Here is a 25582-nt window from a genome sequence, read left to right on the forward strand (position 1 = left end):
CCGACCGACCTCGGGTTCGGCACCCGCAGGGCCCAGGTGGGAGACTCGGGGACGTGCCCAGCCCGTCGCGAACCCCGGAACCGGACGCCGCGTCGGACGACTCGGCGAGCGTCTCGTCACGTTCCCGCGGCCCCGGTGCCCGCACCGACGCGAGCGCCGGCGCACCGCCTCTCTCCGAGCGCCCCGGCGCCCTGCTCGACGTCCTGCTCGCGGGGGGCCGCCGCGCCGACCGGATGACGCACGTCGAGCACCTGCCCGGACGCCCCGGCCGCCAGGCGGACTGGCCCGTCTGGGCCGACGCCTCGCTCGTCGCGGGCTACCGCTCGATGGGCGTCGAGCGGCCCTGGGTGCACCAGGTCGAGGCGGCAGAGGCCGCCTGGTCGGGTCGGCACGTCGCACTCGCGACCTCGACCGGTTCGGGCAAGTCGCTCGCGTTCTGGCTCCCCGCGCTCAGCGCGGTGCGTGCCGACCGCGCCGCCGAGACCCTGGCCCCCGGCCGGATCGAGAGCGCCCGGACACGCGGCACGGTCCTCTACCTGAGCCCGACCAAGGCTCTCGCAGCCGACCAGGTGAACGGTCTCCAGCGACTTCTCGACGCGTCGCGCGCGGGCGACGTCAAGGTCTCGACGTGCGACGGGGACACCTCGTTCGAGGAGCGCAAGTGGGTCCAGGAGTACGCCGACGTCGTGCTGACCAACCCCGACTTCCTGCACTTCGCGCTCCTGCCGAACCACCGGCGCTGGGCACGGTTCCTGCGCAACCTGCGCTACGTCGTCGTCGACGAGGGGCATTCCTACCGGGGGGTGTTCGGGGCGCACGTGGCCCTGGTGCTGCGACGGCTCGCACGGCTCTCGGCGCACTACGCCCCGGCGCCCCCGTCGACTCCCGCCGGACTGTCAGAACCAGCGAGCCGTCGAGGTCACGCGCGTTCTGACAGCACCGCCACCAGGGGCCTCACGTTCGTCGTCGCGTCGGCCACGACGGCGGACCCCGCGGTCAGCGCGGGTCGGCTCATCGGGGTCCCGCCCGAGCAGATCGTGACGGTCGATGCCGACACGAGCCCCGCCGGGCGCAGGACGTTCGCGCTGTGGCAGCCGCCCGAGGTCCTGGGCTACGAGGCCGCACGGGCTCGCGCCGCCACGGCGGACGACCCCGCCGCCGAGTCCCTCCTGACCCCGCAGCTCACGGACCCCACGGCCCACGACGCCTCGATGCTCCCCGGCCTGACGAACGACCCCGACGAACCGGCGACCCCGGGCGACCCGCCGGAGCGCCCGCGCCGGTCGGCCACGGCAGAGGTCGCGGACCTCCTGGCCGACCTCACGGCCGCAGGCGCCCGGACCCTTGCCTTCACCCGCTCGCGTCGCGGCGCCGAGTCCGTCGCGACCCAGACCCAGGACCACCTGCGCGTCGTCTCGCCCCAGCTCGCGCGCCGCGTCGCGGCCTATCGCGGCGGGTATCTGCCCGAGGAGCGGCGAGCGCTCGAGCAGGCGCTGCGCAGCGGTGCGATCCGGGGTCTCGCAACCACCAACGCGCTCGAGCTGGGCGTCGACATCTCGGGTCTCGACGCGGTGCTCATCGCGGGCTGGCCGGGCACGCGCATGTCGGTCTGGCAGCAGGCCGGGCGCGCGGGGCGGGCGGGGGCCGACGGCCTGGTCGCGTTCGTCGCACGCGAGGACCCGCTCGACACCTACCTCGTGCACCACCCCGAGGCGATCTTCGCGGCTCCCCTGGAGGCGACGGTCTTCGACCCCGCCAACCCGTACGTCCTCGCGCCGCACCTGTGCGCGGCCGCCGCGGAGGTCCCCCTCCGGCAGTCGGACCTCCCCGTGTTCGGCGACCCCGCCGCGGTGACCGAGCTCCTGGGGGTGCTGGTCGCACGAGGTGCGCTGCGCCGTCGGGCGTCCGGGTGGTACTGGACCCACGCCCGGTCCGCCGCCGCGATGACGGACCTGCGGGGCTCGGGCGGCTCGCCCGTGCGCGTCGTCGAGACCGGCACGGGCCGCCTGCTCGGCACCGTCGACGCCGGGTCCGCCGACGGCTCGGTCCACGACGGTGCGGTCTACGTGCACCAGGGCGTGAGCTACGTCGTGGAGTCGCTCGACCTGCGCGACGGGGTCGCGCTCGTGGCGCGCCGCGACGTCGACTTCGGGACGTGGTCGCGCTCGGTCACGGAGATCACGATCCACGGCATCCGCGACGAGGAGCCGGGCGAGGACCCGGCTGCGGTCCCCGGTGGGGAGCCCCCGAGCGACGGCCCGACGGCGGAGCCCACCCCGGGCGACCAGCCGCCCGTCCCGCAGGGCACGGCCCCGAACGACACCGCGCACCCCGCGATCCACCGCTGGTGGGGGCCGATCGGCTGGGGGTTCGGGCCGGTCGAGGTGACGAACCAGGTCGTGAGCTTCCAGCGGCGACGACTGCCCGACCTGCAGATCCTGGGCACCGAACCGCTCGACCTGCCCGAGCACACCCTCCCGACCACGGCCGTCTGGTGGACGGTCCCCGCCGAGGTCCTCGACGCGGCGGGCATCGACGCCGACACGGCGCCGGGCGCTCTGCACGCGGCCGAGCACGCGTCGATCGGGCTCCTCCCCCTGCTCGCGACCTGCGACCGCTGGGACCTGGGCGGGGTGTCGACCGCGATGCACGTCGACACCGAGCAGGCCACGGTCTTCGTGTACGACGCGTACCCGGGCGGCGCGGGCTTCGCCGAGCGCGGTTTCCACCTGGGCGCGACGTGGCTGCGTGCGACGCGGGCCGCGATCTCGCGCTGCCCGTGCGCGGACGGCTGCCCCGCGTGCGTGCAGTCGCCCAAGTGCGGCAACTTCAACCACCCGCTCGACAAGGCTGCGGCGGTCCGCCTGCTCGACGCGGTGCTCGCGTACGCGCCGTCCGAGTGACTGCTCGCCCCCTCACCGCGCCGACGCCGGTCCCGCGCGTGCTGCCGCACGTGCCGTGCCCAGCGCTCCGCCCCACCCCGTCGCCTCGCGCGTGACGTCGACTCTGACCACCCCGCCGCCCTGCTCGACGCACGCCACGACCACAGCGCCGTTGCGCTCTGCGGTCTCCTGCGCCGTCGGGCAGGCCTCCCACCCTTGCTGGAGGGCGGTCGCCGCGGCGAGCGCTGCGAGGTCGGCCGCCGCCTGCGCCCTGCCGCGGGCCCCCTGGGCCGAGGCGAGTGCCGCGAGGGCGAGCCCCAGGACGAGCACCACGGCGACGAGTCCGAGCGCGAGCACGGTCCCCGACCCGCGGTCGCGAGGGCTCACGGCTCGGACCACGCGACCGCGGCCCCGCGTGCCTGGAGCGGAGAGCGCGACAACCAGCCACCCACCACCGGTCTGGCGACCCGCACCTCGACCCACGGGTCGCCGCGCGTGACGGTCACCGTGGCGTCGGCCCCGGCCACCTGCCCCACGACGGCGCGCACCGCCGCGTCGTCCTCGCCGATCGCGACGGCCCGGGCTGCGGCGCGCGCGGCGTCGGCGGCCTGGAGCTGCGCGTTCGCCGCCGCGGCGAGCGTGAGGACGGCCACCAGCACGAGGACGACCGCTGGCAGCGCGAGCGCGAGCTCGGCGGTCACGGTGCCGCGCTCACGGTCGCGGAACCTGCGCCCGAGCCGCCACCGCACGCTGATGGCCGTCACGCTCACCCGATCGACAGGGCGCGCTGGATGATGCCGAGCAGCATCTCGCGCACCTCGCCGCTCTTGAGGATCGCGATGAGCAGGCCGGCGAACCCGACCGCCGCGATGGTGGCCACCGCGTACTCGGCGGTCGCGAGACCGGCCTCCGGGTCCTCGCCGCGGACGCGGGCGAGCAACCCCGCCCACCCCGCTCTCGCTCCGTGCACAGCCTGCATGGGTGCCTCCTCCTTCTCGTGGCCCGCCCGTCGCGCGCCGTGCCGCCCACTGTGGCGAGCACCGGCACCGGTGCGCTCGGACGAAGGTCGCCGCTGTGGAGCGGTGCTCCGCAGCGGCGACCTGTGGACGGCCCGCACCGGCGTCCGCTCCCCACGACGCCTTCCACGCGCGACCGCGTCCCGGTCGACGGGTCCGCGACCGTCAACCGCCGCGGGCTGTCGCTAGGCGTCCTGCTTCTCCAGCCAGGTGAGGATCGCGCGGTTCGTCTCGTCGGGCAGCTCCTGCTGGATCCAGTGACCGCAGTCCAGGGTGACCACCTCCACGTCGGGCACGAACTCCGCCAGGCTCTCGGACCTGGCGACCAGGTCCCGGTCGCCGTAGACCATGAGCGCGGGCTGCTTGACGACCGGGTCCGCGTCCGCCAGCAGGTGCCAGTTGCGGTCGAGGTTCCGGTACCAGTTGACGCTTCCCGTGAACCCCGTCGACTCGAAGGAGGAGGCGAGGACGGCCAGCTCGCCGTCGCTCAGGACGGGATCACCGAGCGGCGTCGTCGCTCTGGCGAGATCGATGAGCGCCATGCCCGGCCGGGGCTCGGTGGGGGGCTCGTTCTTCCGGTAGAGGTTGCGCAGGAACTGGTGGGGGTTCTCGTCGAACACGGCGTCCGCGACGCCTGGTCGGCGGTTGAAGTGGACGAAGTAGAAGTCGCCGCCCAGCACGGCCTCCATGACCTCGATCCAGGGCCTCTCTCCGCGCTCCTGGTAGGGCAGGCTCAGGTTGATCACCCTGCTGACGCGCTCCGGGTGCAGCAGGGTCAGTCCCCAGACGACGAAGGCCCCCCAGTCGTGACCGACGAAGATGGCGTCCTCGTAGCCGTAGTGGTCGAGGAGCCCGACGAGGTCGCCCGACAGGTGCTCGATGTCGTACTCCGTCACGTCGGTCGGACACGACGAGCCGCCGTAGCCGCGCTGGTTCGGGACGATGACGTGGTAGCCCGCTGCCGCCAGAGCGGACATCTGGTGGCGCCAGGAGATGGCGTGACCCGGCCAGCCATGACACAGCACGACGGCCCGTCCAGCGTCGCGCCGTCCTGCTTCGAAGACTTCGAGCTCCACGCCGTTGACGGCTACCAGGGTGGGTTCGGGGAAGTCGGGGAGACTGTGGCTCGTCGGTGGGTTCATGCCGCAATGGTGCGCACCGGTACCGGTCAACCCGTGTCCGGTTCTCCTCGCGTCCACCACGTCTTCCCACGAAACTGGTCGTCAGCGGCTGTCGATTCCGTCGGTGGTCACGCGTCAACGTGATGAAGGACCCACCACCCACTCATCTGGAGGAATCATGAGCACCGAGTACGCGATCCTGATCCACGCCCCCGAGGACGGCACCCCTGCCATGCGTCCGGACCTGGCCGCGGAGATCATGGCCCAGCACGACGAGTTCTCGCGCCGCGTCGTGGCCGAGGGCCACCGGATCTCGGGCGGGGTCGAGCTCGAGGCCGCCGGGACGGCGACCCTGGTCCGCCCGGGCGTCGGCACGACCGAGGGCCCGTTCACCGAGCTCGCCGAGCAGATCGGCGGCCTCTACCTGGTCGTGAGCGACGACCTGCCCGGGCTCGCGACGATCATCGACGAGGTCTTCGCGGGGGACGGCTGCACGTACGAGATCCGCCCCACGGTCGACCACGGCGGGTCCGACGACACGGCCGACCCCGCGTCGGTCGCCTCGTCCGCCGGCGCGGAGGTCTGACCCGTGAAGGTCATGTTCCTGCTGTACGAGGACGAGCGGGTCTGGGCCGCCGCCTCCGCGGACGAGAGGTCGCGCTACATGGTGCAGCACGACGACTTCGCGGCGTTCCTCCGTGAGCGCGGGACGCTGGAGTCCGCCGAGGCGTTGAGCACGGTCGCCGCGGCGACCACGGTGCGGCGCCGTGGCGGCGAGGTCGTGGTGACCGAGGGTCCGTACGCCGAGCTCACCGAGCAGCTCGGCGGGTTCTACCTCGCGGACCTGCCGAGCATCGACACCGCGATCGAGGCCGTCGCTCTCCTGCCGCAGTACCCGGTCGAGCTGCGCCCGGTCGTGGACGTGGGCGACCTGTGAGCCGACGCCTCGGAGACCACGGGTGACGGAGGCGGACGACGCGCTCTCGGCCGCCTGGCGGGAGCACTGGGCGCGGTTGCTCGCGATGCTCATCGCGCGCTACCGCCGCCCGGACCTCGCCGAGGACGCGCTCGCGGACGCGTTCGCCGCCGCGGCCCGCACGTGGCCCGTCGACGGCGTGCCCGACTCGCCCGCCGCCTGGCTGCGCACCGCGGCCGGGCGGCGGGTCCTCGACCGGCTGCGCGCCGAGGCGGTCGCCGTCCAGAAGGCGCCGCTCATGGTCGTCGAGGCGAGGTCCGCGGCGGCCGCCTCGGACGCAGTGCCCGGCCCGCCCGACGACGGCGCGCACCTGCCCGACGACCGGCTCCGTCTCGTCTTCTCGTGCTGCCACCCTGCCCTGTCGGTCGAGGCACGTGCGGCGCTGACGCTGCGGTTCGTCGCGGGCCTGCCCGTCCCGGACATCGCGCGGCTCTTCCTGGTCCAGGACTCGACCATGGCCGCCCGCCTGACGCGCGCGAAGAAGCGCCTGGTCGCGGCGGGCATCCCGTTCGAGGTCCCGCCGCCGGCACGCCTGGGCGATCGGCTCGACGACGTCGCCTCGGTCCTGTACCTGACCTTCACGGCGGGCTACGCGCCGGGCACGGGGCCCGACGTCCTGCGGGTCGCTCTCGCGGGCGAGGCGGTCCGGCTGGGGCGGCTGCTCGACGAGCTGCTGCCGGGACGCCCGGTGGTGCGCGCGCTGCTCGCCCTCATGGTGCTCCAGCACTCGCGCCGGGACGCGCGGACCACGCCCGACGGCTCGCTCGTGCTGCTCGCGGACCAGGACAGGTCACGGTGGCACGGCCAGGAGATCGCGTCGGGCCTCGCGCTGCTGGCGTCCGTGCCCGACGACGTCACGGGCCTCGCGGACGAGTACCGCCTCCAGGCGTCGATCGCCGCCGCACACGCTGTCGCGGGACGCGCCGCCGACACGGACTGGGGTGCGATCGCCGACCTGTACGCGGACCTGGAGGTGGCCACGGGCTCGGCGATGGTGCGGCTCGCGCGGTCGGTCGCGGTCGCCGAGTCCCAGGGGCCGGTCGCTGCCCTCGCCCTGATCGACGACTTCGAGGGGATCGAGGAGGTCCTGCGGACCAGTCACCGACTGCCCGCGACGCGTGCCGAGCTGTTGTGGCGGGCCGACCGACCGGCCGAGGCGGCGGTGTTCTTCGAGGAAGCGGTCCGGCGCTGCGGCAACACGGCCGAGCGCGAGCACCTGGCGCGACGGCTGGCCGAGGTGCACGCGGCGGCCGCGCGCCGGTGATCCCTGCGCCTCCGACACTCCCGAGGCTCTCCCGTTGCTCTCCAGCGGCTCTCCCGTGGCTCACCCCGGCGTTCCCCGGAACGGTCTCCCTGTGGACAGCCGCCGCTCCCGCCGGTCGTCGGGCCACCATGGAGGCGACCGGACGCCCGACGATCCAGGTGACCGACGCAGGAACGACGACCAGCACTGTTCGCTGAGCGAAACCTCCACCCGCTGAGCGAACACCGATTCCGATCCCCACACCTCTGCGAGCACACATGCCTGCTACCCCGCCCCCGTGGCAGGACAGCGACCAGGACTCCGGCCATGCCGTTCGGTGACGACCCGCACCGGAGCGACGACCAGCACCGGAGTGACGACCCGCGCCGGAGCGACGACCGCTGGGACGGCGGCCCGGTCCCGCTCAGCCGGATCGCCGCAGGAGCCGTCCGGCTCGAGTCGGCCCGGCGGGACATCACGCAGGAGGATCTCGCCGAGCTCCTCGGCAGGTCGCGCAGCGCCGTCTCCCAGCGCTTCACGGGCAAGGTCGCGTGGTCGCTCGACGACCTCGGCACCATCGCGGCCGCGTTCGGCTGCCCTGTCGCGCACCTGCTGGACGACGGCCCTCCCGGGCACCGCCGCTAGCACCGGCGACCGACCGCGAGCACTCGGCCGCTCAGTCCCCCAGCACCCCGCCGCCCAGGGACAGCAGCACGGGCAGCAGGCCGATGAGGACGAAGGCCGGCAGGAAGCAGACCCCGAGCGGCAGCACGAGGTGCACCGCGAGCCGGGCCGCGGCCTGACGCGCCGCGGCCTGCTGGTCGCTGCGCAGCTGTTCACCCGCTGCGCGCAGCGCCTCCCCGGGGGCCGCGCCCTGCTCCCACGCGAGTCCCAGCGCGGAACGCACCACCGCGAGCCGGGCGGGCGCACCGGACCACGCCTCGGCCCAGCCGGCCCCGAGCACGACCGCCGCCCCGGCGCGGGCGAGCGCGGCGCCGTCGGGGCCTCCGATCGCCTGCCCCACGGCCTCGAGCGCACGCGGGACGCTCGTCCCTGCGCGGACCGCAGCCCCGAGCAGCTCGAGCAGGACGCCGATCTCGACCTGCCCGGCCGGTCCCGGCGCACGACCCACGACACGCACGGCCTGCGTGAGCGCGACGAGACGTGCCCGCACCCCCGCCCGCGCGGCCCACCACGGAGCGAGCGCGACGGCGACCCCGCACCCGACCGCCCCGACCACGAACCGGTCGACACCCGCCAACCAGTCGCTCACGACGGTGCCCCGGCGGCGCGGGCCCGCGCCACGAGCCGCCCCGACCACCGTCGGCCGACCAGCAGGAGCAGACCACCGGCGAGCAGCCCGGCGGACCCCACGCCGCCACCCAGCGCCGTCGCCAGCGGGTCGACGCCCAGCACCACCCCGAGCAGCACCCCGACGAGCGGCAGCCAGAGCAGCACCCGTGCGGTCGCGGCGGGCCCCGCGAGCGACGCCTCGCGGTCTGCGCGGGCCTCGGACTCGGCCGCGAGCGCCCGCGCGATCGACTCCAGGACCTCGCCGAGCGGCGCGCCCACGTCGGCGGCCAGTCGGCTCGCCGCCACGACCGCGGCGACCTGCCCCTGCCCCTCGGCCGATCCACGAGCGCCCACCACGGCGAGCAGGTCGTCGCGGTCCGGCACCCCCTGCTGGTCGACCCGTACCCCGGCGGCCGAGACCCAGGCGGGGCCGGGAGCCGCGCCGGCCCGGAGCAGCGAGGCCACGTCCGCGACGACCATGCGCACCGAGGACGGCGGAGCGGACCGGTGTCGCCCGGTCCACCGTCGCCCCGGCGGGCGCCCGGCCGCGACCGGGCCGACCTCCGTCGCAGGCCGCCCCGACGGTGCGACCGCCGTCCACACGGCGCACGTGACCAGGAGGCCGAGGATCACGCCCCGCCCCAACGGTCCACGAACGCGTCCCACCCGACCCCGTAGACCGGGTCCTGGACCCGGTCCCAGGTCGCGACCGGGTCGACCACGAGCTCGCCGCGCGCGTCACGCCGTACGACCCCGATCTCCGCGAGGTACCGCACCCGCCCGGACCGCCGCAGGTGCAGGACCACGTCGAGCGCCCCGGCGGCCTGGGCCGCGACCGCATCGCGCGGCATGCCCGCGAGCGCTGCGAGCGCCTCGAGCCGCGCGGGGACCACGGCTGCCGCGTTGGCGTGGAGCGTCGCGAGGCCGCCGTCGTGGCCCGTGTTGAGCGCCATGAGCACCTCGCGGACCTCGGCGCCGCGGCACTCGCCCAGGACGATGCGGTCGGGTCGCATGCGCAGGGCGTTGCGGACGAGGACCGCGAGGTCGATGGCGCCTGCCCCTTCGACGTTGGGTCGGCGGGCGGTGAGCGGCACGACGTGCGGATGGTCGGGCACGAGCTCGCGGGCCTCCTCGACGCAGACGATGCGTTCGTGCCCGGGGACCAGGGACAGGAGCGCGGCGAGCAGGGTCGTCTTGCCCGTCCCGGTGCCCCCCGAGACGAGCATGTTGGCGCGTTCCGCCACGAGGCGTCGGAGCACGGGCGCCCAGCACCCGTGCAGGCCGCCCGAGTCGACGAGCTCGTCGAGCGTGAAGGCCCGGGAGCGGAGCACGCGCAGCGAGATGACGGCGCCGGACTCGCACACGGGCGCGATCGCGGCGTGCAGGCGTGTGCCGTCGGGCAGGCGGGCGTCGACGAGCGGGCTCGCGTCGTCGAGCCGTTGCCCGCCTGCTGCGGCCAGCCGGACCGCGAGCGCCCGCACCTGCGCGGGGCTCCCGAGGTGCAGGGGGACCCGTTCGAGCCCGGCGCCCCGGTCGACCCACACCTCCGCCGGGGAGTTGACCAGGACGTCGGTGACCTCGGGGTCGTCGAGCAGCGGCTGGAGCGGACCCGCGCCGTAGAGCTCGGCGCGGGCGCGCCGGGTCAGGTCCGCGAGCGCGTCGCTGCCGAGCACCCGCCCGGACCCGCGCAGGGCCGCGTGGAGCTGGGCGTCGTCGGCCGGGGCGCCGCCGACGAGCTGCCCGCGCACCTCGGCGAGCAGGGCGTCGTCGAGCGCGTCACCGCTCATGCGACACCTCGGACCGGGGCTGCGCCGACGGCTCCTCCGAGGCCGCCGACGATCGCGGCCAGGCCCGCACCGGCGCGTCCCAGGGGACGCCGAGCCCGGACGTCGGGCCCTTCTCCGCGGTCGACGCGCGCGGCGTGGCCCCGGTCCCAGGGCACGACCCCGGCGAGCGGCAGCCCGACGACGTCGCTCACCTCCCAGGGGTCGAGGCGACCGGGTGCGGGTCGCCGTGCCACGAGCCGCAGCGCGCGTCCGGCGCCGTGCCGGGTCGCGAGCGCCGCGGTCGCGACGGCCCCGGCGACCGAGGGCAGGTCGAGCGGGGTCACGAGCAGGAGGGTGTCGCAGGCCCCCACGAGGGCCGCGTGCCCGGCGCCCCCTGTGCCCCCGGGACCGGCGGCACCTTCAGCACCGTCCAGCACGGACCGGGGCAGGTCGAGGACCAGGACGTCGCACGCGTCCGCGAGGGCCGAGCAGACGTCCACGACCACGCCGTCGTCGAGGGTCACGGGGTCGGTGCGGTGCGCGCTGAGGACGGGCACGTGCCGCCAGGCGGGGAGGAGCCCGGCGAGCGCCTGCCCGTCGACGGCGCCGCGCGCGTCGCGAAGGTCGGGCCATCGCGGACCGTCCCGGTGGTCGATGCCGAGCAGCACGTCGATGCCGCCGCCGCGTGTCTCGAGGTCCACGAGCACGGCGCGCCGGCCGGTGCGGCGCAGCCCGTCCGCGAGCGTGGCGGCCACCGTGCTCGTCCCCGCTCCGCCGCGTGCGCCGATCGCACCCACCACGGCTGCCACTGCCCTGCCCATGAACATCCCCCTTGTCGGCGGCCCGGGACCGGGCCAGGTCCATCCTGGGGGGAGACGCGAGCGCGTGGGGGCTGCGTCGTCGGGCCTGTGGACAACCCGCGCCGCACGGTGCCTGTGGACGACCGCCCAGGCCGCCCCCGACTCAGTGTCCGAGCGCGAGGTACTGGTGCGCGTACGCGATCGCCATCCCGCCCTCACCGACCCCCGCCGCGACCCTCTTGACCGACCCCGAGCGCACGTCGCCGATCGCGAACACGCCCGGCGCGCTCGTCTCGAGCGCGAACGGCCGCCGGTCGGCCGTCCACTGCGGCGCGGCCGCCGCGTCCCCGCCCGTGAGGACGAATCCGTGCGTGTCGCGCGCGACCTCGGGCGGGAGCCAGCCCGTGACCGCGTCCGCACCGATCATGACGAACACGACCGGCAGCGCACGCCGGGTCGTGGTCCCCGTCGCGGAGTCCAGCACGTCGAGGGACTCGAGCGCGCCGTCGCCGTGCAGCTCGGTGATCTGGTGCCGCGTCTCGACGCGGATGCCGGGGTTCGCGCCGATCTGGTCGATCAGGTAGCGCGACATGCTCGCCGCGAGGGAGGGCCCGCGCACCAGCATCGTGACCGACCGGGCGTGGCGCGAGAAGAAGATCGCGGCCTGGCCGGCGGAGTTGCCCGCCCCGACGATGCAGACGTCCTGCCCCTGCGCGAGCGCGGCGTCGCTGCGTGCGGCCCCGTAGTACAGGCCGTTGCCAAGGAAGCGGTCGACCGACGGCAACGCGAGCGAGCGCCACTCGACGCCCGTCGCGACGATGACCACGGGCGCCCGCAGGGTCTCGCCGCCGTCGAGGAGGACCTCGTGCGCGACCGGTTCGATCGCCCGGACGGTACGTGTCACGACGATCTCCGCCCCGAGGCGCTGCGCCTGCGTGAGCGCGCGGCTCGCGAGGTCGTCCCCCGAGATGCCGTACGGGAAGCCCGTGTAGTTCTCGATGCGGGTCGAGGTCCCGGCCTGGCCGCCCGGCGCCAGGCTCTCGACGACCAGCGTGCGCAGCCCCTCGGCGGCCGCGTTGACCGCCGCGGTCAGCCCCGCGGGACCGGCGCCCAGGACGACCACGTCGTACTCGCCGTGCGCCGGTTCGACGGCGAGCCCCACCGCCCGCGCGACGTCCCGCATCGCGGGGTCGGCGAGCCGGGACCCGTCGCGGAGCTCGAGCACGGGGTGCGCGCCGCCGTCGGGCCCGTCCTCCGGCTCGCTCACGACCCGGTCGAACGGGACGTGGTTGCGCGTCAGGAACGTCGCGAGGTCACGGACCCTCGCGTCGAACCGGGGGCCGATCACGCACGCCTCCGCGACGGGCTTCTGCGACGCGTGCGCCTGGAGCGCGTCGAGGTACGAGCGGGCGAGGCTCGCCACGTGGTCGGGCACCGAGGGGGCCATCGCCGCGAGGGTGTAGAAGACGGGAGCCTCGAGCTTGATGATGCGCGACGCCTCGGTCGCGCGGCCGCTCGCCGGGAACGCCGTGCTCAGCGTCATGGGGACCTCGCCGAAGAACATGCCGGGCGTGCGCACCCCGATCACGCGCTCGGCCCCCGCCACCATCTTGGTGATCTCGGCCCTGCCCTCGATCACGACGAAGAACGCGCGCTCGTCGCCCTCGTGCGCGAAGTACTCCCCGGGCAGGAGGTGGATGTCCTCGACCGCGCCCACGAGGAACTCGAGCGGCTCGGGTGGCAGCGGCTCGAACATCGAGATGGCACGGAGCTCGTCGAGCGTGATCATGAGTGCCTCCGGCGGACTGGGTCGCAGCGACGGGCCGCCGGAGCCCCGGTGCCGCGGCTGGTCCCCGGCGAACGTACCGCGCGCTCGCGCGTTCGACATCCGCACGCTCCCGAGCGTCCCGGAACCGGGACATACCCACCCCACCCGCCGCCGGTTGCGGCTAGGCTCGCCGGGTGACCCATCCCCAGGACTCACCGCAGACCGGCCCCCGCCCCACGACCGGTGCCCCTGAGGGGCGCCCGCGGAAGGTCGCCGCGTTCTTCGACCTGGACAAGACGATCATCGCGACGTCGTCGACCGCGGCCTTCTCCAAGCCGTTCTACGCGGGCGGCCTCATCAGCCGTGGCGACGTGCTGCGCAGCGCCTACGCCCACTTCCTGTACATGGTGGGTGGTGCGGACGCGGACCAGACCGAGCGCATGCGCGCGCACCTGAGCGCGCTCGTGACGGGCTGGGACGTGCGGACCGTCTCGCAGATCGTCGAGGAGACGCTGCACGAGTACATCGACCCGGTCGTGTACGCCGAGGCCGTCGAGCTCATCGTGAGCCACCACGACCGGGGGCACGACGTCGTGATCGTCTCGGCCTCGGGGTCGGAGGTCGTCGAACCCATCGCGGCCGTCCTGGGCGCCGACCACTACGTCGCGACCCGCATGGAGATCGTCGACGGACGGTACACGGGCGAGATCGACTTCTACGCGTACGGCGAGAACAAGGCCATCGCGATCCGCGAGCTCGCCGAGGCCCACGGCTACGACCTCGACGCCTCCTACGCCTACTCCGACTCGATCACGGACGCCCCGATGCTCGCCGAGGTCGGGCACGGCTTCGCGGTCAACCCGGACCGGACGCTGCGGCGTCTCGCGGGCGAGAGCGGCTGGGGCACCCTCACGTTCACCCGTCCGGTCACGCTGCGCACCCAGCTCTCCCCGCCGCGGACCGCGGCCGTGGTCGGTGGCGCCGTGACGGTCGCGGTCGTCGCGTGGCTCGTGTGGCGGTCCGTGCGCCGGCGGTCGGGCGGCGGAGCGCCGGGCGGCACCAGCGCGTAGGGAGCCGCCCGGACCGCCGGAGCGTCCGCCACCCGGTCCTCTCGCCACCCGCCGCCCCGCGACAGCGGCGTTCGAACCAGGTCCTCGTTGTCCGGGTCCTCCCGGCTCGGGATCGAACACCTCGTGGAGGTTCCGCCGTTCCGGCCCGTCCCTCTTGTGCGGCTCCTGGGACAGGAGTATCACTGAGGAACAACAGCATCAGGGGCGGGCGGAACCCACGCGCGAGAAGTCCACGCATAGGACTGGCTGACCGGGCTTGACCCGTTGCAGCACTACCCTCGCAGCACGCCTGTTAACCCTCGCCCCGCTGGCGAGCACGGCGCCCCTCCGGGGCGCCGTTCCCGTGTCCGGGCCACCTTCCACACCGCCACGACCGGTGGATGGACGCTCTCACCGCTGACGAGTGCACCCAGCTCCTGACCATCTCGTCACCGGTTCGCCCGCTCGCGTGCACCAGCCCCGTGCGCCCGCCGAATACGCTGACCCCATGCCCTCAGCGCCGAGCGTCTCCTCGTCCATCACCGTCCGCCTCCAGGTCGAGGCCAGGCCCACCGCGGTCAGCGAGCTCACGACAGCGATCGAGCAGACCGGCGGGATCGTCTCGGCCCTCGACGTCACCGCGTCGGGCCACGAGCGGATCTCGGTCGACGTCACGGTCGCGACGCGCGGCGAGTCGCACGCCGAGGAGATCGTCGAGGCCCTGCGCGTGCTGCACGGGGTCGTGGTCGACCGCGTCTCGGACCGCACGTTCCTGCTGCACCTGGGCGGCAAGCTCTCGATCGAGTCCAAGGTCCCGATCCGCAACCGTGACGACCTGTCGATGATCTACACGCCCGGCGTCGCGCGGGTCTGCGAAGCCATCGCCGCGCACCCCGAGGACGCGCGGCGTCTGACGATCAAGCGCAACACGATCGCGGTCGTCACGGACGGGTCGGCGGTGCTGGGCCTCGGGGACATCGGCCCGCTCGCGTCGCTGCCCGTCATGGAGGGCAAGGCCGCGCTGTTCAAGCGCTTCGCGGACATCGACGCGTTCCCCATCGCGCTCGACACGCAGGACACCGACGAGATCGTGCGCACGGTCAAGGCCATCGCGCCGGTCTTCGCGGGGATCAACCTCGAGGACATCTCGGCGCCGCGCTGCTTCGAGATCGAGCGGCGGCTGCGCGCCGAGCTCGACATCCCCGTGTTCCACGACGACCAGCACGGCGCCGCGATCGTGGCGCTCGCGGCGCTGACGAACGCGCTCAAGGTCGTGGGCAAGGACCTGGCCGAGGTGCGGATCGTGCTCTCGGGTGCGGGCGCCGCGGGCACCGCGGTCCTCAAGCTGCTCCTGGCGGCGGGCGCGCACGACGTCGTGGTCGCCGACGTCGAGGGCGTGATCCACCCCGACCGCCCGGGCCTGTCGCCCGCGCTCGCGTGGACGGCGATCAGCACCAACCCGCGGCGCGTGAGCGGCACGCTCGTCGAGGCGCTCGTCGGGGCCGACGTCTTCATCGGGGTCTCGGCCCCGAACATCCTCTCGGGCGACGACGTCGCGACCATGGCGCCGGACTCGATCGTGTTCGCGATGGCGAACCCCACCCCCGAGGTCGACCCGGTCGAGGCCGCGCAGCACGCCGCGATCGTCGGCACGGGCCGCAGCGACTTCGCGAACCAGATCAACAACGTGCTCGCGTTCCCGGGGGTGTTCCGCGGTCTGCTCGACGCCCAGTCGCACAAGATCACCGACACCATGCTGCTCGCGGCGGCCCGCGCGCTCGCCTCGACGATCCACGAGGACCAGCTCAACCCGACGTACATCGTGCCGAGCGTCTTCAACCCCGAGGTCACGACGGTCGTCGCGGCCGCGGTCGAGGCGGCGGCCCGGGCGGAGGAGGCGGCGACGCCCACGGTCTGAGCGGTTGCCCGGCCCGGCTGGACCGTCAAGAGAGCGTGAGGTGCCCGACGGCGCCGCGCACCGCCGTCGGGCAGGGACCCTCTCCCCCGGTCGCCCCGCCCGGGCGGGGACCGCTCAGTGCTGGGCCGGCTCCCGCCGCAGGTCCGCGAGCGCGTCGACCCGCGCGCAGCACGCGGCGAGCAGCTCCTCGTCGTGGCTGATGAGGAGCACCCCCACGCCCTGGTCGGCGGCCTCGGCCTCGACGAGGCGCACGAGCGTCGCGGTCGTCGCGGCGTCGAGCATCGCGGTCGCCTCGTCGCAGATCAGGTAGCGGGGCTGCTGCGCGAGCGCCCGGGCGAGGCACGCCCGCTGGAGCTGGCCGTCCGAGACCTGGTGGGGCCTGCGCGTGAGCAGGTCGGGGGTCAGGCCCACACGCGCCGCGACCCCCTCGACGTCGACCGGGCGGCGCGCGACCTCGGCGGGCTGCGCGATGATCGAGCGCAACGTCAGCCGCGGGTCGGTCGACGCGCGGGGCGACTGGAAGAGCATCGCCACGGACCCTCGCAGCTCCCCCTGGACCGCGAACCGCGTGCCCGTCGCGACCTGGTCGTCGATGCTCACGGACCCGGCGCGCGGTGCGTCGAGCAGCGCCAGGACCCGGGCGAGAGTGGTCTTGCCCGTGCCCGAGGGGCCGCAGAGCCCCACGATCGTGCCCGCCGGGACGCTGATCGAGACGTCGGTCAGGACCGGGGGCTTGCGGCGGTAGCCCGCCACGACGCCGCGCGCCTCGAGGCTCATCAGGCCACCTCGCGCAGCGTGCGGTAGGCGCGGTCGCCGACCTGGACCAGGATCGTCGGGCCGCCCGACTGCCGGGTCTCGGGGCGGCGCAGGTGGTAGACGCAGTCGTCGGGCAGGTCGGTGAGCTGCGGCGGCGAGCCCGGCAGCGGGTGCAGCCCGCGCGAGGGCAGCGCGCCCAGGAGGTCGCGCGTGTAGTCGTGCAGCGGGTCCTCGAAGACCTCGCCGGCCGGGCCCGTCTCCATGATCCGCGAGGCGTACATGACCGCGAGCCGGTCGGCCACGCCCGTGCGCACCAGGGACGCGAGGTCGTGCGTGATGAGCAGGACCGCCGCGCCGTCGTCGGCGCACTCGCGCAGCAGCCCCAGGATCCGGTCGGTCAGGGCGCGGTCGAGGCTCGCCGTGGGCTCGTCCGCGACGATCACCGAGGGGTCGCCCGCGAGCGCCCCCGCGACGGCCACCCGCTGGGCCATGCCGCCCGAGAGCTCGTGCGGGTAGCAGTCGAGGGCCGACGGGTCGAGGCCCACCCGGACGGCCAGGTCGTCGCTCGTGCGCGTCGAGCCGAGCGTCGCGATCGTCTCGTCGAGCTGCGAGCGCGCGGTGCGCACGGGCGTGAGGTGCGTGGCCGCGGACTGCGGGACGAGCGCGGCGTGCAGGCCCCGGAAGGGTGCGCCCGCGAACACGTCCAGCACGCCCTTCGGGGTCGTGATCGTGATCGACCCCGTGCGACGTGCCCCCGCCGGGAGCTGGTCCATGACGGCCGAGGCGAGGATCGACTTGCCGCAGCCCGACTCGCCCACGAGGGCAGTGATCGTGCCTCGCGGGACGTCGAGGCTCACGTCGCTCGCGGCGTGCACGACCGACCCGTTCGGCAGGGGCAGGCGGACGGTCAGGTGCTCGATGCGCAGGCTCGCGGCGTTCGCAGCGTTCATGGTGTTCACAGCGTTCACAGCCTCAGCTCCGAGGGTTGGGGCGGGGTGACGACCTTGCGCAGCGCCTGGCCCGCGAACGCGACCGCGAGCGTGACGACCACGAGCACCGCCGCCGGGAAGACGAGCGTCCACCACCCGCCCAGGAGCAGGGAGCTGCGCGCCTCCTCGAGGAGCGTGCCGAGGCTCGGCTCGTGCGGCGGGAGGCCGAAGCCCAGGAAGGACAGCGTGGACTCGTGCCACACCGCGTGCGGGAGCAGCAGGACCACCGCGATCAGCGCCTGCGGGGCCGTGGCCGGCACGAGGTGGCGCACCGCGACCTGCCGGCGGCTCGCCCCCGCCAGGACGGCCGCGTCGATGTAGGGGAGCCGGCGCAGGCTGAGGATCTCCGAGCGGACGATGCGCGCGACCTGCGTCCAGTGGGTCAGGGCGATCGACAGGACGATCGCGAGGAGGCTCCCGCGGAACATCGCCACGATCACGATGCCGAGCAGCAGGTGCGGCAGGGCGTTGACCGCGTCGGTGCTGCGCATGATGATCCGGTCGGGCCACCCGCCCCAGAACCCCGCGGCGGTACCGACCACGACCCCGATCACGGTCGCGAGCAGCGCGCACAGCAGGGCCACCACGAGCGAGGTCCGGATGCCCGACGCGATGCGCACGAACAGGTCGCGGCCCGCCGAGTCGGTACCGAAAAGGTGCTCGGACGACGGCGCCTGGCGGGCCTGCGCGAAGTCCGTGACCCGGTCGTCGACGCCCGCGAGCCACGGGACCAGGACCGCGTAGAGCACCACGACCGCCAGGACCGCGCCCGCGACCACGAGGTGGCGCCTAGCCATCGGTGCTCACCCGGGGGTCCATCAGGGCCACGACCACGTCCGCGAGGAGGGATCCGAGCATGACCACGACCGTGGTCCCGATCGTCAGGAACGCCAGCAGCGCCATGTCGAGGTCGCGGGCCGACGTGACGATCGCCCCAGCGACGCCCGGCCAGCTGAAGACCTCCTCGACCAGGACCGCACCCACCACGAGCTCGGGCAGCCGCACCCCCACGATGTTGACGAACGGCGCGAGCGAGGTCGGCACGATGTGGCGGCGCGTGACCGCGCGCGTCGGGATGCCGCGCGAGACGGCCCCCGCGACGAAGTCCTCCCCCTTCGACGTCACGACCGACTCGCGCACCGCGAGCAGCAGCCACGGCACCTGCGCGACCGCGAGGACCACGACCGGCAGGACCAGGTGCCGCAGCACGCCACCGGCCGTCGGGTCGGCCCCCGCGTCCGTGAGCCCCGCCGCAGGCAACCACCCCAGCCCGAGCGCGAAGACCGCGATCGCGGCGAGCGACAGGACGAACGGCGGCAACCCCTGCACCACGACGCACAGCGCCGTGACGCCCCGGTCGAGGATCCCGCCGCTGCGCACGCCCGCCGCGATGCCCAGCGCCAGCGCGACCACGATCGCGAGCGCGAGCGCGGCCCCCGCGAGCAGCAGCGTCCACGGCAGGCGCTCGCCGACGACCTGGGCGACGGGCTGGTGGAACGACCGCGACAGGCCCAGGTCCCCGCCGAACAGGTCCCGCACCCACCCCCAGTACGTCGAGTACCAGGGCCGGTCGAACCCGAGCTGCTCCGAGATGACGGCCTTGTCCGCCTCGGTCGTGGTCATGTACCGGGTGCCCAGGTACCCGACCAGGGGGTCGAACGGCGAGTACTTCGCGGCCGCGAACAGCCCCGCGGAGACGGCCGCCGTGACCGGCACGATGAAGAGCAGGCGGCGCCCCACCATGACCCAGACGTCACGGTGGCGCCCGCGGCGCAGGTCCCGCACCGAGGGTGCGTCGTCGGGCGCGGGGCGGGAGGCGCCGTCGGGCACCGTGCCTGCCTGCCCGGCGTCCTGCCCGGGGCGCCCGGCCGAGCGCTCCCCACGTCCCGCCTGGACCGTGGTCACCGGTCCCGCGTCCAGGACTGGAGCGACCACCACGGACCCCACGTCACACCGTGCGCGTGCGGTTCGAGAACGGGGCCCGACATGGTCCAGCCCGTGTCCTTCGAGACGTACGTGTGGTCGAGGAACACGAGGTACACGTAGCCCGGGTCGTCGATGTACGCGTCCTGGACCTGGCGGTAGGCCGCGTCGCGCTCGGCCTGGTCGAGGCTGCGTCGCCCCACCTCCAGTGCGGCGTCGACCGTCGCGTCCTGGTAGTCGCTCGGGTTGTCGTAGATGCTGCCGACGTCGGGCTGGACGAACACCGAGCTCAGGGCGCCGTACGCCTGCGTGTCGGGGTCGAAGGGCTCGTCGCCGCCGCCCAGGAGCGTCGCGTCGGTGGTGATGCGCGGGTCGATCCGGTCCCAGGACAGCGCCTCGAGGTTCACCTCGACGCCCACCGCGAGCGCGTCGGACGCGAAGGCCTGCGCGAGGTCGCGGCGGACCGTGTCGACCGAGTTGTACATGAGCGCGATCTGCGCGCGCTGCCCGTCCTTGACCCGGATCCCGTCCGCTCCCTCGACCCAGCCCGCGTCCGTGAGGATCTGCTCGGCACGGTCCGGGTCGTACGCGAAGACCGCGCCGGGCTCGTACGCGTCGCCGTAGACCTCGGGGATGGGCGTCGCGGCCAGGCGGCCGTGCCCGCCCAGGACGTCGTCGATCATCGACTGCCGGTTCGCGGCCAGGTTGAGCGCCATGCGGACCGCGGGGTCGCCCGCGACGGGGTTGTCGGTGGGGAGCGAGAGCCCGCGCCAGTCGGCCGAGGTGTGCGCCGTGACCGTCATGCCGTCCTTGCCCTCGAACGTGTTCGCGAGCAGCGGCGGCAGGTTGGTGCCGTCGATCTCGCCCGAGGCCATGCGCTGCGCGCGCGTGTTGTCGTCGGGGACGTAGAGGAGCGTCAGCTTCTTGACCTCGGGCGCGCCGTCCCAGTAGCCCTCGTTGGCCTCGAGGACCGCACGGTCCGGGGACAGGTCCACGAGCGTGTACGGCCCGGTCCCGACCGGTGCGGTGTTGAGCGCGGACTCGGCCGCGAGGCCCGGCGTCGCGACGGCCTCCGAGGGCACCACGCCGATGAGCATCTTCGTCAGGAGCGGCGCGTACGAGTACGCGAGGTGGAACTCGACCGTGTCGTCGTCGGTCTGGACGACCTCCTCGATCATGTCGAACGACGACCTGGCCTCGGACGCGGACGCCGGGTCGAGGATCGCCTCGTACGTCGCGACCACGTCCTCGGGGCCGAACGTGCTGCCGTCGGAGAACGTGACGCCCGGACGGATCTTCACGGTCCACACGGTCGCGTCGTCGTTGGCCGTGGGGAGCTCGGCGGCGAGCGCGGGCTCGAACCCCGGCATGCCCTCGCCCCCCGTGAGGCGGACCAGGCCGTCGTACATCTTGGCCTCGCCCGCGGCCCCGAACCCGGCGACGGGGTTGTACCCGCCCAGCTCGTAACCGTCGGCGAGCACGATGCCGTCGGCCGCCGCACCCGGGCTCGCGCCGCCGGTACTCCCGCCCGGTGCGGTGCACGCGGCCAGGGCCACGATCACGCCGAGGGCGATCACCGGAAGAACAGGACGTGCTGCTCGAGATCGCGCCACGACGTTCCCTTCGCAGTGCGCAGCGCTGCGCACCTGGTCAGTAGTTCGGGTTCCCGCCATCGTGGCACCGTTGCGACCGTGTCGCATGAGGAGCCCTGGCCCGACGACGCCGCGCACCGTTTTGTCAGCACCCTCGCCATTTTCTGGAAGCAGTGACGCGGGTCACCCGATGGGGTCTAGACTCGGCCCGGTCGGGGCAGGACAGGCCCCGTCGCTCGACGTGTCTCGCACCCTCCCGGCCGCTCGCAGGCGGAGGGTTCACGTCACGAGCCCCGCACCAGAGTCGATGCGCACCGGAGGTAAGAGTGCCTGAGAATGTGACCACCACCGAGACGAAGGTCGACGGACAGGCCGGGACCCCGGGTCTGGAGAACCTCCTGCACGAGGAGCGCAGCTTCCCTCCCAGCCCCGAGTTCGCGGCCCAGGCCAACGCCCAGCCCGCGCTGTACGAGGAGGCCCGGGCAGACCGTCTCGCGTTCTGGGCACGCCAGGCCACCGAGCTCGTGTCGTGGCGGACCCCGTTCACCGAGACCCTCGACTGGTCGAACGCCCCCGTCGCCCGCTGGTTCGCGGACGGCACCCTCAACGCCGCGTACAACGCGGTGGACCGGCACGTCGAGGCGGGCAACGGCGACCGCGTCGCGATCCACTTCGAGGGCGAACCGGGCGACACGCGCACCGTCACGTACGCCGACCTCCAGCGCGAGGTCTCGCGCGCCGCCAACGCCCTGAACGCGCTGGGCGTGACCACGGGTGACCGCGTCGTCATCTACCTGCCCATGATCGTCGAGGCCGTCGTCGCGATGCTGGCCTGCGCCCGCATCGGCGCCCCGCACTCGGTCGTGTTCGGCGGGTTCTCGGCCGACGCGCTGCGCAGCCGCATCGCCGACGCCGAGGCCAAGGTCGTCATCACGGCGGACGGCGGCTACCGCCGCGGTGCCGCGTCGGCCCTCAAGCCCGCGGTCGACGAGGCCCTCGCCCCCAAGGAGGGCGCCGAGGCCACGACCGTCCAGCACGTGCTCGTGGTGCGCCGCACCGAGCAGGACGTCGAGTGGACGCAGGGACGCGACGTCTGGTGGCACGACGCCCTCGAGGCGGCCGACGTGCAGCACACCCCCGTGTGGGTCGAGGCCGAGCACCCGCTGTTCATCCTCTACACGTCCGGCACGACCGGGAAGCCCAAGGGCATCCTGCACACGACCGGCGGCTACCTGACGCAGGCGTCGTACACCCACAAGAACGTGTTCGACCTCAAGGCCGAGACCGACGTCTACTGGTGCACCGCGGACATCGGCTGGGTCACGGGCCACTCCTACGTGACGTACGGCCCGCTGCTCAACGGCGCGACGCAGGTCATCTACGAGGGCACGCCCGACTCCCCGCACCAGGGCCGCTGGTGGGAGATCATCGAGAAGTACAAGGTCTCGATCTTCTACACGGCCCCCACCGCGATCCGCGCCTGCATGAAGTGGGGCGAGGAGATCCCGAACAAGTTCGACCTCACGAGCCTGCGCGTCCTGGGCTCGGTCGGTGAGTCCATCAACCCCGAGGCGTGGATGTGGTACCGCCGCGTCGTCGGTGGCGACAAGGCACCCATCGTCGACACGTGGTGGCAGACCGAGACGGGCGCGATCATGATCTCGCCGCTGCCGGGCGTGACCGCGACCAAGCCGGGCTCGGCCCAGGTCCCGCTGCCGGGCATCGTCGCGGACGTGGTCGACGACAACGCGCAGCCGGTGCCCAACGGCGGCGGGGGCTACCTCGTCCTGTCGGAGCCGTGGCCCTCCATGCTGCGCGGCATCTGGGGAGACCTCGAGCGCTTCAAGGACACCTACTGGTCCCGCTTCCCGGGCATCTACTTCGCGGGTGACGGCGCCAAGAAGGACGAGGACGGCGACATCTGGCTGCTCGGCCGCGTCGACGACGTCATGAACGTCTCGGGCCACCGCCTGTCGACCACCGAGATCGAGTCCGCGCTGGTGTCGAACCCGCTCGTGGCCGAGGCCGCGGTCGTGGGCGCCACGGACGAGCTCACGGGTCAGGCCGTGGTCGCGTTCGTCATCCTGCGCGGCGAGCACGCGGCCCGTGCGGCGGACGCCGACGGGGCCGCGGCGGTCGAGCTCGAGCTGCGCAACCACGTGGCCAAGGAGATCGGGCCCATCGCGAAGCCCCGCAAGATCCTCGTGGTCCCCGAGCTGCCCAAGACGCGGTCCGGCAAGATCATGCGGCGCCTGCTGCGCGACGTCGCCGAGAACCGCACGGTCGGGGACGCGACGACGCTCGCGGACTCGTCCGTCATGACGCTCATCGCGTCGGGGCTGGCGAAGCCGGCAGGCTCGGAGGACTGAGCCCGGCCCGGCGCGCCGAGCTGGTCGGCGCGCCGGGCGGCCCGCACCCGAGGCCTGCCGGGCCCCGGGTGCGGCCACCGCACGTGGTGCGCTCCGCCGTCGGGCCTCGTGGCCTTCCCCTGCCCTGCCGGGTGCGTCCTACGCAGGCTCGGCCGCCGCGTCCTTCGACGGCCCGACGCCGTCGCTCGCCTCCCCCGCCTCGGCCGCCTCGTTCGCGGGGCTCGTCGCGAGGACCACGCAGCCCGCGAGCGCGACGAGCGCCGCGACGGCGACGGCCGGGTCCCAGCCCGAGCGGATCGTGTCCCCGAGCACCGCGATGCCCACGGCCCCCGGGACGACGACCTCGACGACCGACAGGATCGCGGCGTTCGTCCCGACCTTGCCGCGCTCGAGCGAGCGCAGGTACGCGAGCGCGCCCACGACCCCGAACAGCACGATCGCGATCGCGAGCGGCTGGAGGATCGTGTCCCAGAGGTCCCCCGACGCGTGCGCACCTCGCGCCGCGACGGCCGCCCCCGAGTACCCCAGGGCCCCGATCACCGCGAGCAGCACGGGCGTCCCGGCCTTGTAGAAGACCAGCGCGACCACCGCGAGCCCCGCGGCCACCCCGATGAGCACGGGCGCGAACCAGTCCGGCGGCACAGGGGCGGGCTGCTCACCACCCGCGATCCCGAGCACCACGAGCGCGGCCACGATGGCGGTCATGGCCGCGACGTCGATCCGACGCATGGGCACCGACAGGAACACCCGGGCGAGCAGCACCGTGACGACGAGCGAGCTCGCGAGGACGGCCTGGACCACGAACAGCGGCAGGTGGTCGAGCGCGACGAGCGAGAACAACCAGGCGACGAGGTCGACCGTGAACGCGAGGATCACGAGCGGCTGGCGCACGACCGCGAGCCCCTGTGCGCGGCGGGCCGCGACGGCCTGCATGACGGTGCTGACGCCGTAGCCGATCGCGGCGGTGATCGCGGCGAGCAGGCTGAGGAACACGGGACCTCCTGAGGATGCGCGTCGCGCACGACGCGTGGACCTTCAGTCTTCCCGGCGTCGGGGTGCGCCGCGCGGCGACCCGCCCGGGCCGTCCTGTCAGAACCAGCGAGGTCTGGAGGCCACGCTCGCTCTGACACGCTCGGTCGCGCTCACGGCTTGTCAGAACCAGCGAGCCCCCGGGTACCCGCTGGTTCTGACACGAGGGGCCCCGGGTGCCGCTCGCCGCTCCGTCGGACACGCCGCTCCGTCGGACACAGGGACGGCTCCTGGTGTTCACGGGACCGAAACTCGTCGTGGCTAGCGTGACGGCCATGCGGATCGAACCTCTCACGTTCCCCGCGCCCGGTGGTGGCGCGCTCGTCCCCTCGACCACGCGAGGTGGGACCACGGTCCGGTCAGGGCGCCCGGGAGGCTCGACCCAGGCGAGCAGGCCGGGTCGATCGGACCAGCCGGGCCGGCCCGGTTCCCCCGCCTCCGGCCGCCCGGGGCCGGCGAGCGCCCCGGCCCCGGCCGGGCTCTCGCTGCTCGACAGCCTCGCCGCCAGGACCGCCGACCTGTCCCACCTCGCGGACGTGCTGATCGACTGCGTCCAGGGCGGCGCGAGCGTCGGGTGGGTCAAGGCGCCGACCAAGGAGGCCGCGACGGCCTGGTGGTCCGCGTTCCTCGCGGACCCGGACCACCGCACGTGGGTCGGGCGCGACGACTCGGGCAGGATCGTCGCGACCGCCTCGCTCGCCCTGACCTCGAAGGACAACGGCGCGCACCGCGCCGAGGTGGTCAAGCTCCTGGTCCACCGTCAGGCGCGGGGCAACAGGTTCGCGCCGGGTCTCATGGCGACGATCGAGCGCTTCGCCCGTGCCGAGGGGCTCACGCTCCTGATGCTCGACACCGAGACGGGGAGTCTGGCCGAGTCCCTCTACCGGCGGTGGGGGTGGACCGAGGCGGGCTCGGTGCCGGGGTTCGCCAAGGTCGCGGGTGGCGCTCTCGTGTCGACGACGATCTTCTACAAGCAGGTCGCCGCGCGCTGACGACGCGCGCCCGACGGTCGCCACGCGCGGACGACGCGCGCCCGGCGCACGCCCGGCGCCGACCCGGACGCCCGACGCCGCGCACCAAGGGGCCGCGCAC

At 74.2% G+C, this 25582-nt stretch carries 24 protein-coding genes; 9 read left to right on the forward strand and 15 right to left on the reverse strand.

All coding sequences use genetic code 11. The annotated features are described in order from the left end of the window. The first annotated feature begins 233 nt into the window (after positions 1-233). Positions 234-2903, forward strand: a complete 2670-nt coding sequence (locus JOD49_RS08140; RefSeq protein WP_205308873.1) for a DEAD/DEAH box helicase — start codon at positions 234-236, stop codon at positions 2901-2903. A gap of 12 nt (positions 2904-2915) precedes the next feature. On the opposite strand, the gene JOD49_RS08145 is transcribed toward JOD49_RS08140, so the two are convergent. From JOD49_RS08145 to JOD49_RS08160, 4 genes are all read right to left on the reverse strand, one after another. Continuing rightward, on the reverse strand, positions 2916-3269 hold the full coding sequence (locus tag JOD49_RS08145; RefSeq protein WP_205306727.1) for an Rv3654c family TadE-like protein: 354 nt from the start codon (positions 3267-3269) through the stop codon (positions 2916-2918). Continuing rightward, positions 3266-3646, reverse strand: a complete 381-nt coding sequence (locus JOD49_RS08150) for a TadE family type IV pilus minor pilin (RefSeq protein WP_307822445.1) — start codon at positions 3644-3646, stop codon at positions 3266-3268. The genes JOD49_RS08145 and JOD49_RS08150 overlap by 4 nt, the downstream gene beginning before the upstream one ends. Positions 3647-3648: 2 nt before the next feature. Further along, on the reverse strand, positions 3649-3861 hold the full coding sequence (locus tag JOD49_RS08155; RefSeq protein WP_205306728.1) for a DUF4244 domain-containing protein: 213 nt from the start codon (positions 3859-3861) through the stop codon (positions 3649-3651). Between the two features lie 222 nt (positions 3862-4083). Then, positions 4084-5040, reverse strand: coding sequence for an alpha/beta fold hydrolase (locus JOD49_RS08160; protein WP_205306729.1), 957 nt, complete (start codon positions 5038-5040; stop codon positions 4084-4086). Positions 5041-5197: 157 nt separating this feature from the next. Here JOD49_RS08160 and JOD49_RS08165 point away from each other — a divergent pair, with 157 nt between their 5' ends. From JOD49_RS08165 to JOD49_RS08180, 4 genes are all read left to right on the forward strand, one after another. Beyond that, on the forward strand, positions 5198-5605 hold the full coding sequence (locus JOD49_RS08165) for a YciI family protein (protein ID WP_205306730.1): 408 nt from the start codon (positions 5198-5200) through the stop codon (positions 5603-5605). Between the two features lie 12 nt (positions 5606-5617). Next, positions 5618-5956, forward strand: coding sequence for a YciI family protein (locus tag JOD49_RS08170; protein WP_205308875.1), 339 nt, complete (start codon positions 5618-5620; stop codon positions 5954-5956). A 22-nt stretch (positions 5957-5978) separates the two neighbouring features. Next, entirely contained in the window at positions 5979-7259 is a 1281-nt protein-coding gene (locus JOD49_RS08175) for an RNA polymerase sigma factor (protein ID WP_307822446.1), read from the forward strand. A gap of 306 nt (positions 7260-7565) precedes the next feature. Then, positions 7566-7883, forward strand: coding sequence for a helix-turn-helix domain-containing protein (locus tag JOD49_RS08180; protein WP_205306731.1), 318 nt, complete (start codon positions 7566-7568; stop codon positions 7881-7883). A gap of 31 nt (positions 7884-7914) precedes the next feature. Here JOD49_RS08180 and JOD49_RS08185 read toward each other — a convergent pair whose 3' ends face one another. The 5 genes from JOD49_RS08185 to JOD49_RS08205 form a co-directional block, all read right to left on the reverse strand. After that, positions 7915-8511, reverse strand: a complete 597-nt coding sequence (locus JOD49_RS08185; RefSeq protein WP_307822447.1) for a type II secretion system F family protein — start codon at positions 8509-8511, stop codon at positions 7915-7917. Further along, positions 8508-9164 carry a hypothetical protein gene (locus tag JOD49_RS08190; protein WP_307822448.1) on the reverse strand — a complete coding sequence of 219 codons (657 nt, stop codon included), beginning with the start codon at positions 9162-9164 and terminating at the stop codon, positions 8508-8510. Before JOD49_RS08190 ends, JOD49_RS08185 begins: the two co-directional genes overlap by 4 nt. After that, positions 9161-10318 (reverse strand): TadA family conjugal transfer-associated ATPase, encoded by a 1158-nt coding sequence (locus tag JOD49_RS08195; RefSeq protein WP_205306732.1) that lies wholly within the window; start codon positions 10316-10318, stop codon positions 9161-9163. The genes JOD49_RS08190 and JOD49_RS08195 overlap by 4 nt, the downstream gene beginning before the upstream one ends. Then, complete coding sequence (gene ssd / locus JOD49_RS08200) at positions 10315-11118, reverse strand: septum site-determining protein Ssd (RefSeq protein WP_239525168.1); 804 nt, start codon at positions 11116-11118, stop codon at positions 10315-10317. The genes JOD49_RS08195 and ssd overlap by 4 nt, the downstream gene beginning before the upstream one ends. Positions 11119-11260: 142 nt before the next feature. After that, the gene (locus tag JOD49_RS08205; protein WP_205306734.1) at positions 11261-12886 is read right to left on the reverse strand and encodes an FAD-dependent oxidoreductase; all 1626 of its coding nucleotides are present in this window, start codon (positions 12884-12886) and stop codon (positions 11261-11263) included. Positions 12887-13059: 173 nt separating this feature from the next. Between JOD49_RS08205 and JOD49_RS08210 the strand changes: the two genes are divergently transcribed. Continuing rightward, positions 13060-13935 (forward strand): HAD family hydrolase, encoded by an 876-nt coding sequence (locus tag JOD49_RS08210; protein WP_205306735.1) that lies wholly within the window; start codon positions 13060-13062, stop codon positions 13933-13935. Between the two features lie 487 nt (positions 13936-14422). Then, positions 14423-15832 carry an NAD-dependent malic enzyme gene (locus JOD49_RS08215; protein WP_205306736.1) on the forward strand — a complete coding sequence of 470 codons (1410 nt, stop codon included), beginning with the start codon at positions 14423-14425 and terminating at the stop codon, positions 15830-15832. A 114-nt stretch (positions 15833-15946) separates the two neighbouring features. Here JOD49_RS08215 and JOD49_RS08220 read toward each other — a convergent pair whose 3' ends face one another. From JOD49_RS08220 to JOD49_RS08240, 5 genes are read right to left on the reverse strand one after another with little or no spacing between them, the layout of a single operon-like run. Next, positions 15947-16609, reverse strand: coding sequence for an ABC transporter ATP-binding protein (locus tag JOD49_RS08220; RefSeq protein WP_205306737.1), 663 nt, complete (start codon positions 16607-16609; stop codon positions 15947-15949). Further along, complete coding sequence (locus JOD49_RS08225; RefSeq protein WP_307822449.1) at positions 16609-17556, reverse strand: oligopeptide/dipeptide ABC transporter ATP-binding protein; 948 nt, start codon at positions 17554-17556, stop codon at positions 16609-16611. Before JOD49_RS08225 ends, JOD49_RS08220 begins: the two co-directional genes overlap by 1 nt. Then, entirely contained in the window at positions 17553-18374 is an 822-nt protein-coding gene (locus JOD49_RS08230) for an ABC transporter permease (RefSeq protein WP_205306738.1), read from the reverse strand. The genes JOD49_RS08225 and JOD49_RS08230 overlap by 4 nt, the downstream gene beginning before the upstream one ends. Next, positions 18367-19482, reverse strand: a complete 1116-nt coding sequence (locus tag JOD49_RS08235; protein WP_307822450.1) for an ABC transporter permease — start codon at positions 19480-19482, stop codon at positions 18367-18369. Before JOD49_RS08235 ends, JOD49_RS08230 begins: the two co-directional genes overlap by 8 nt. Continuing rightward, positions 19479-21077, reverse strand: a complete 1599-nt coding sequence (locus tag JOD49_RS08240) for an ABC transporter substrate-binding protein (protein WP_205306739.1) — start codon at positions 21075-21077, stop codon at positions 19479-19481. Before JOD49_RS08240 ends, JOD49_RS08235 begins: the two co-directional genes overlap by 4 nt. A 353-nt stretch (positions 21078-21430) precedes the next feature. Between JOD49_RS08240 and acs the strand changes: the two genes are divergently transcribed. After that, positions 21431-23461 carry an acetate--CoA ligase gene (gene acs / locus JOD49_RS08245; RefSeq protein WP_205306740.1) on the forward strand — a complete coding sequence of 677 codons (2031 nt, stop codon included), beginning with the start codon at positions 21431-21433 and terminating at the stop codon, positions 23459-23461. Between the two features lie 138 nt (positions 23462-23599). Here acs and JOD49_RS08250 read toward each other — a convergent pair whose 3' ends face one another. Continuing rightward, a complete protein-coding gene (locus JOD49_RS08250) occupies positions 23600-24454 on the reverse strand; it encodes a hypothetical protein (RefSeq protein WP_205306741.1) in 855 nt (284 codons plus the stop codon). Between the two features lie 311 nt (positions 24455-24765). Here JOD49_RS08250 and JOD49_RS08255 point away from each other — a divergent pair, with 311 nt between their 5' ends. Next, positions 24766-25482 carry a GNAT family N-acetyltransferase gene (locus JOD49_RS08255; protein ID WP_239525169.1) on the forward strand — a complete coding sequence of 239 codons (717 nt, stop codon included), beginning with the start codon at positions 24766-24768 and terminating at the stop codon, positions 25480-25482. Positions 25483-25582 lie beyond the last annotated feature (100 nt).

The organism is Oerskovia jenensis, from assembly GCF_016907235.1.
In the GTDB taxonomy this organism is placed as follows: Bacteria; Actinomycetota; Actinomycetes; order Actinomycetales; family Cellulomonadaceae; genus Oerskovia; species Oerskovia jenensis.

Excerpts from the sequence above, each read along its gene's own strand:
- JOD49_RS08140 (WP_205308873.1), top strand. The coding sequence starts at position 234 with ATGACGCACGTCGAGCACCTGCCCGGACGCCCCGGCCGCCAGGCGGAC.
- JOD49_RS08155 (WP_205306728.1), bottom strand. The coding sequence starts at position 3,861 with ATGCAGGCTGTGCACGGAGCGAGAGCGGGGTGGGCGGGGTTGCTCGCC.
- JOD49_RS08160 (WP_205306729.1), bottom strand. The coding sequence starts at position 5,040 with ATGAACCCACCGACGAGCCACAGTCTCCCCGACTTCCCCGAACCCACC.
- JOD49_RS08165 (WP_205306730.1), top strand. The coding sequence starts at position 5,198 with ATGAGCACCGAGTACGCGATCCTGATCCACGCCCCCGAGGACGGCACC.
- JOD49_RS08170 (WP_205308875.1), top strand. The coding sequence starts at position 5,618 with ATGTTCCTGCTGTACGAGGACGAGCGGGTCTGGGCCGCCGCCTCCGCG.
- JOD49_RS08180 (WP_205306731.1), top strand. The coding sequence starts at position 7,566 with ATGCCGTTCGGTGACGACCCGCACCGGAGCGACGACCAGCACCGGAGT.
- JOD49_RS08195 (WP_205306732.1), bottom strand. The coding sequence starts at position 10,318 with ATGAGCGGTGACGCGCTCGACGACGCCCTGCTCGCCGAGGTGCGCGGG.
- ssd (WP_239525168.1), bottom strand. The coding sequence starts at position 11,118 with ATGGGCAGGGCAGTGGCAGCCGTGGTGGGTGCGATCGGCGCACGCGGC.
- JOD49_RS08205 (WP_205306734.1), bottom strand. The coding sequence starts at position 12,886 with ATGATCACGCTCGACGAGCTCCGTGCCATCTCGATGTTCGAGCCGCTG.
- JOD49_RS08215 (WP_205306736.1), top strand. The coding sequence starts at position 14,423 with ATGCCCTCAGCGCCGAGCGTCTCCTCGTCCATCACCGTCCGCCTCCAG.
- JOD49_RS08220 (WP_205306737.1), bottom strand. The coding sequence starts at position 16,609 with ATGAGCCTCGAGGCGCGCGGCGTCGTGGCGGGCTACCGCCGCAAGCCC.
- JOD49_RS08230 (WP_205306738.1), bottom strand. The coding sequence starts at position 18,374 with ATGGCTAGGCGCCACCTCGTGGTCGCGGGCGCGGTCCTGGCGGTCGTG.
- JOD49_RS08255 (WP_239525169.1), top strand. The coding sequence starts at position 24,766 with ATGCGGATCGAACCTCTCACGTTCCCCGCGCCCGGTGGTGGCGCGCTC.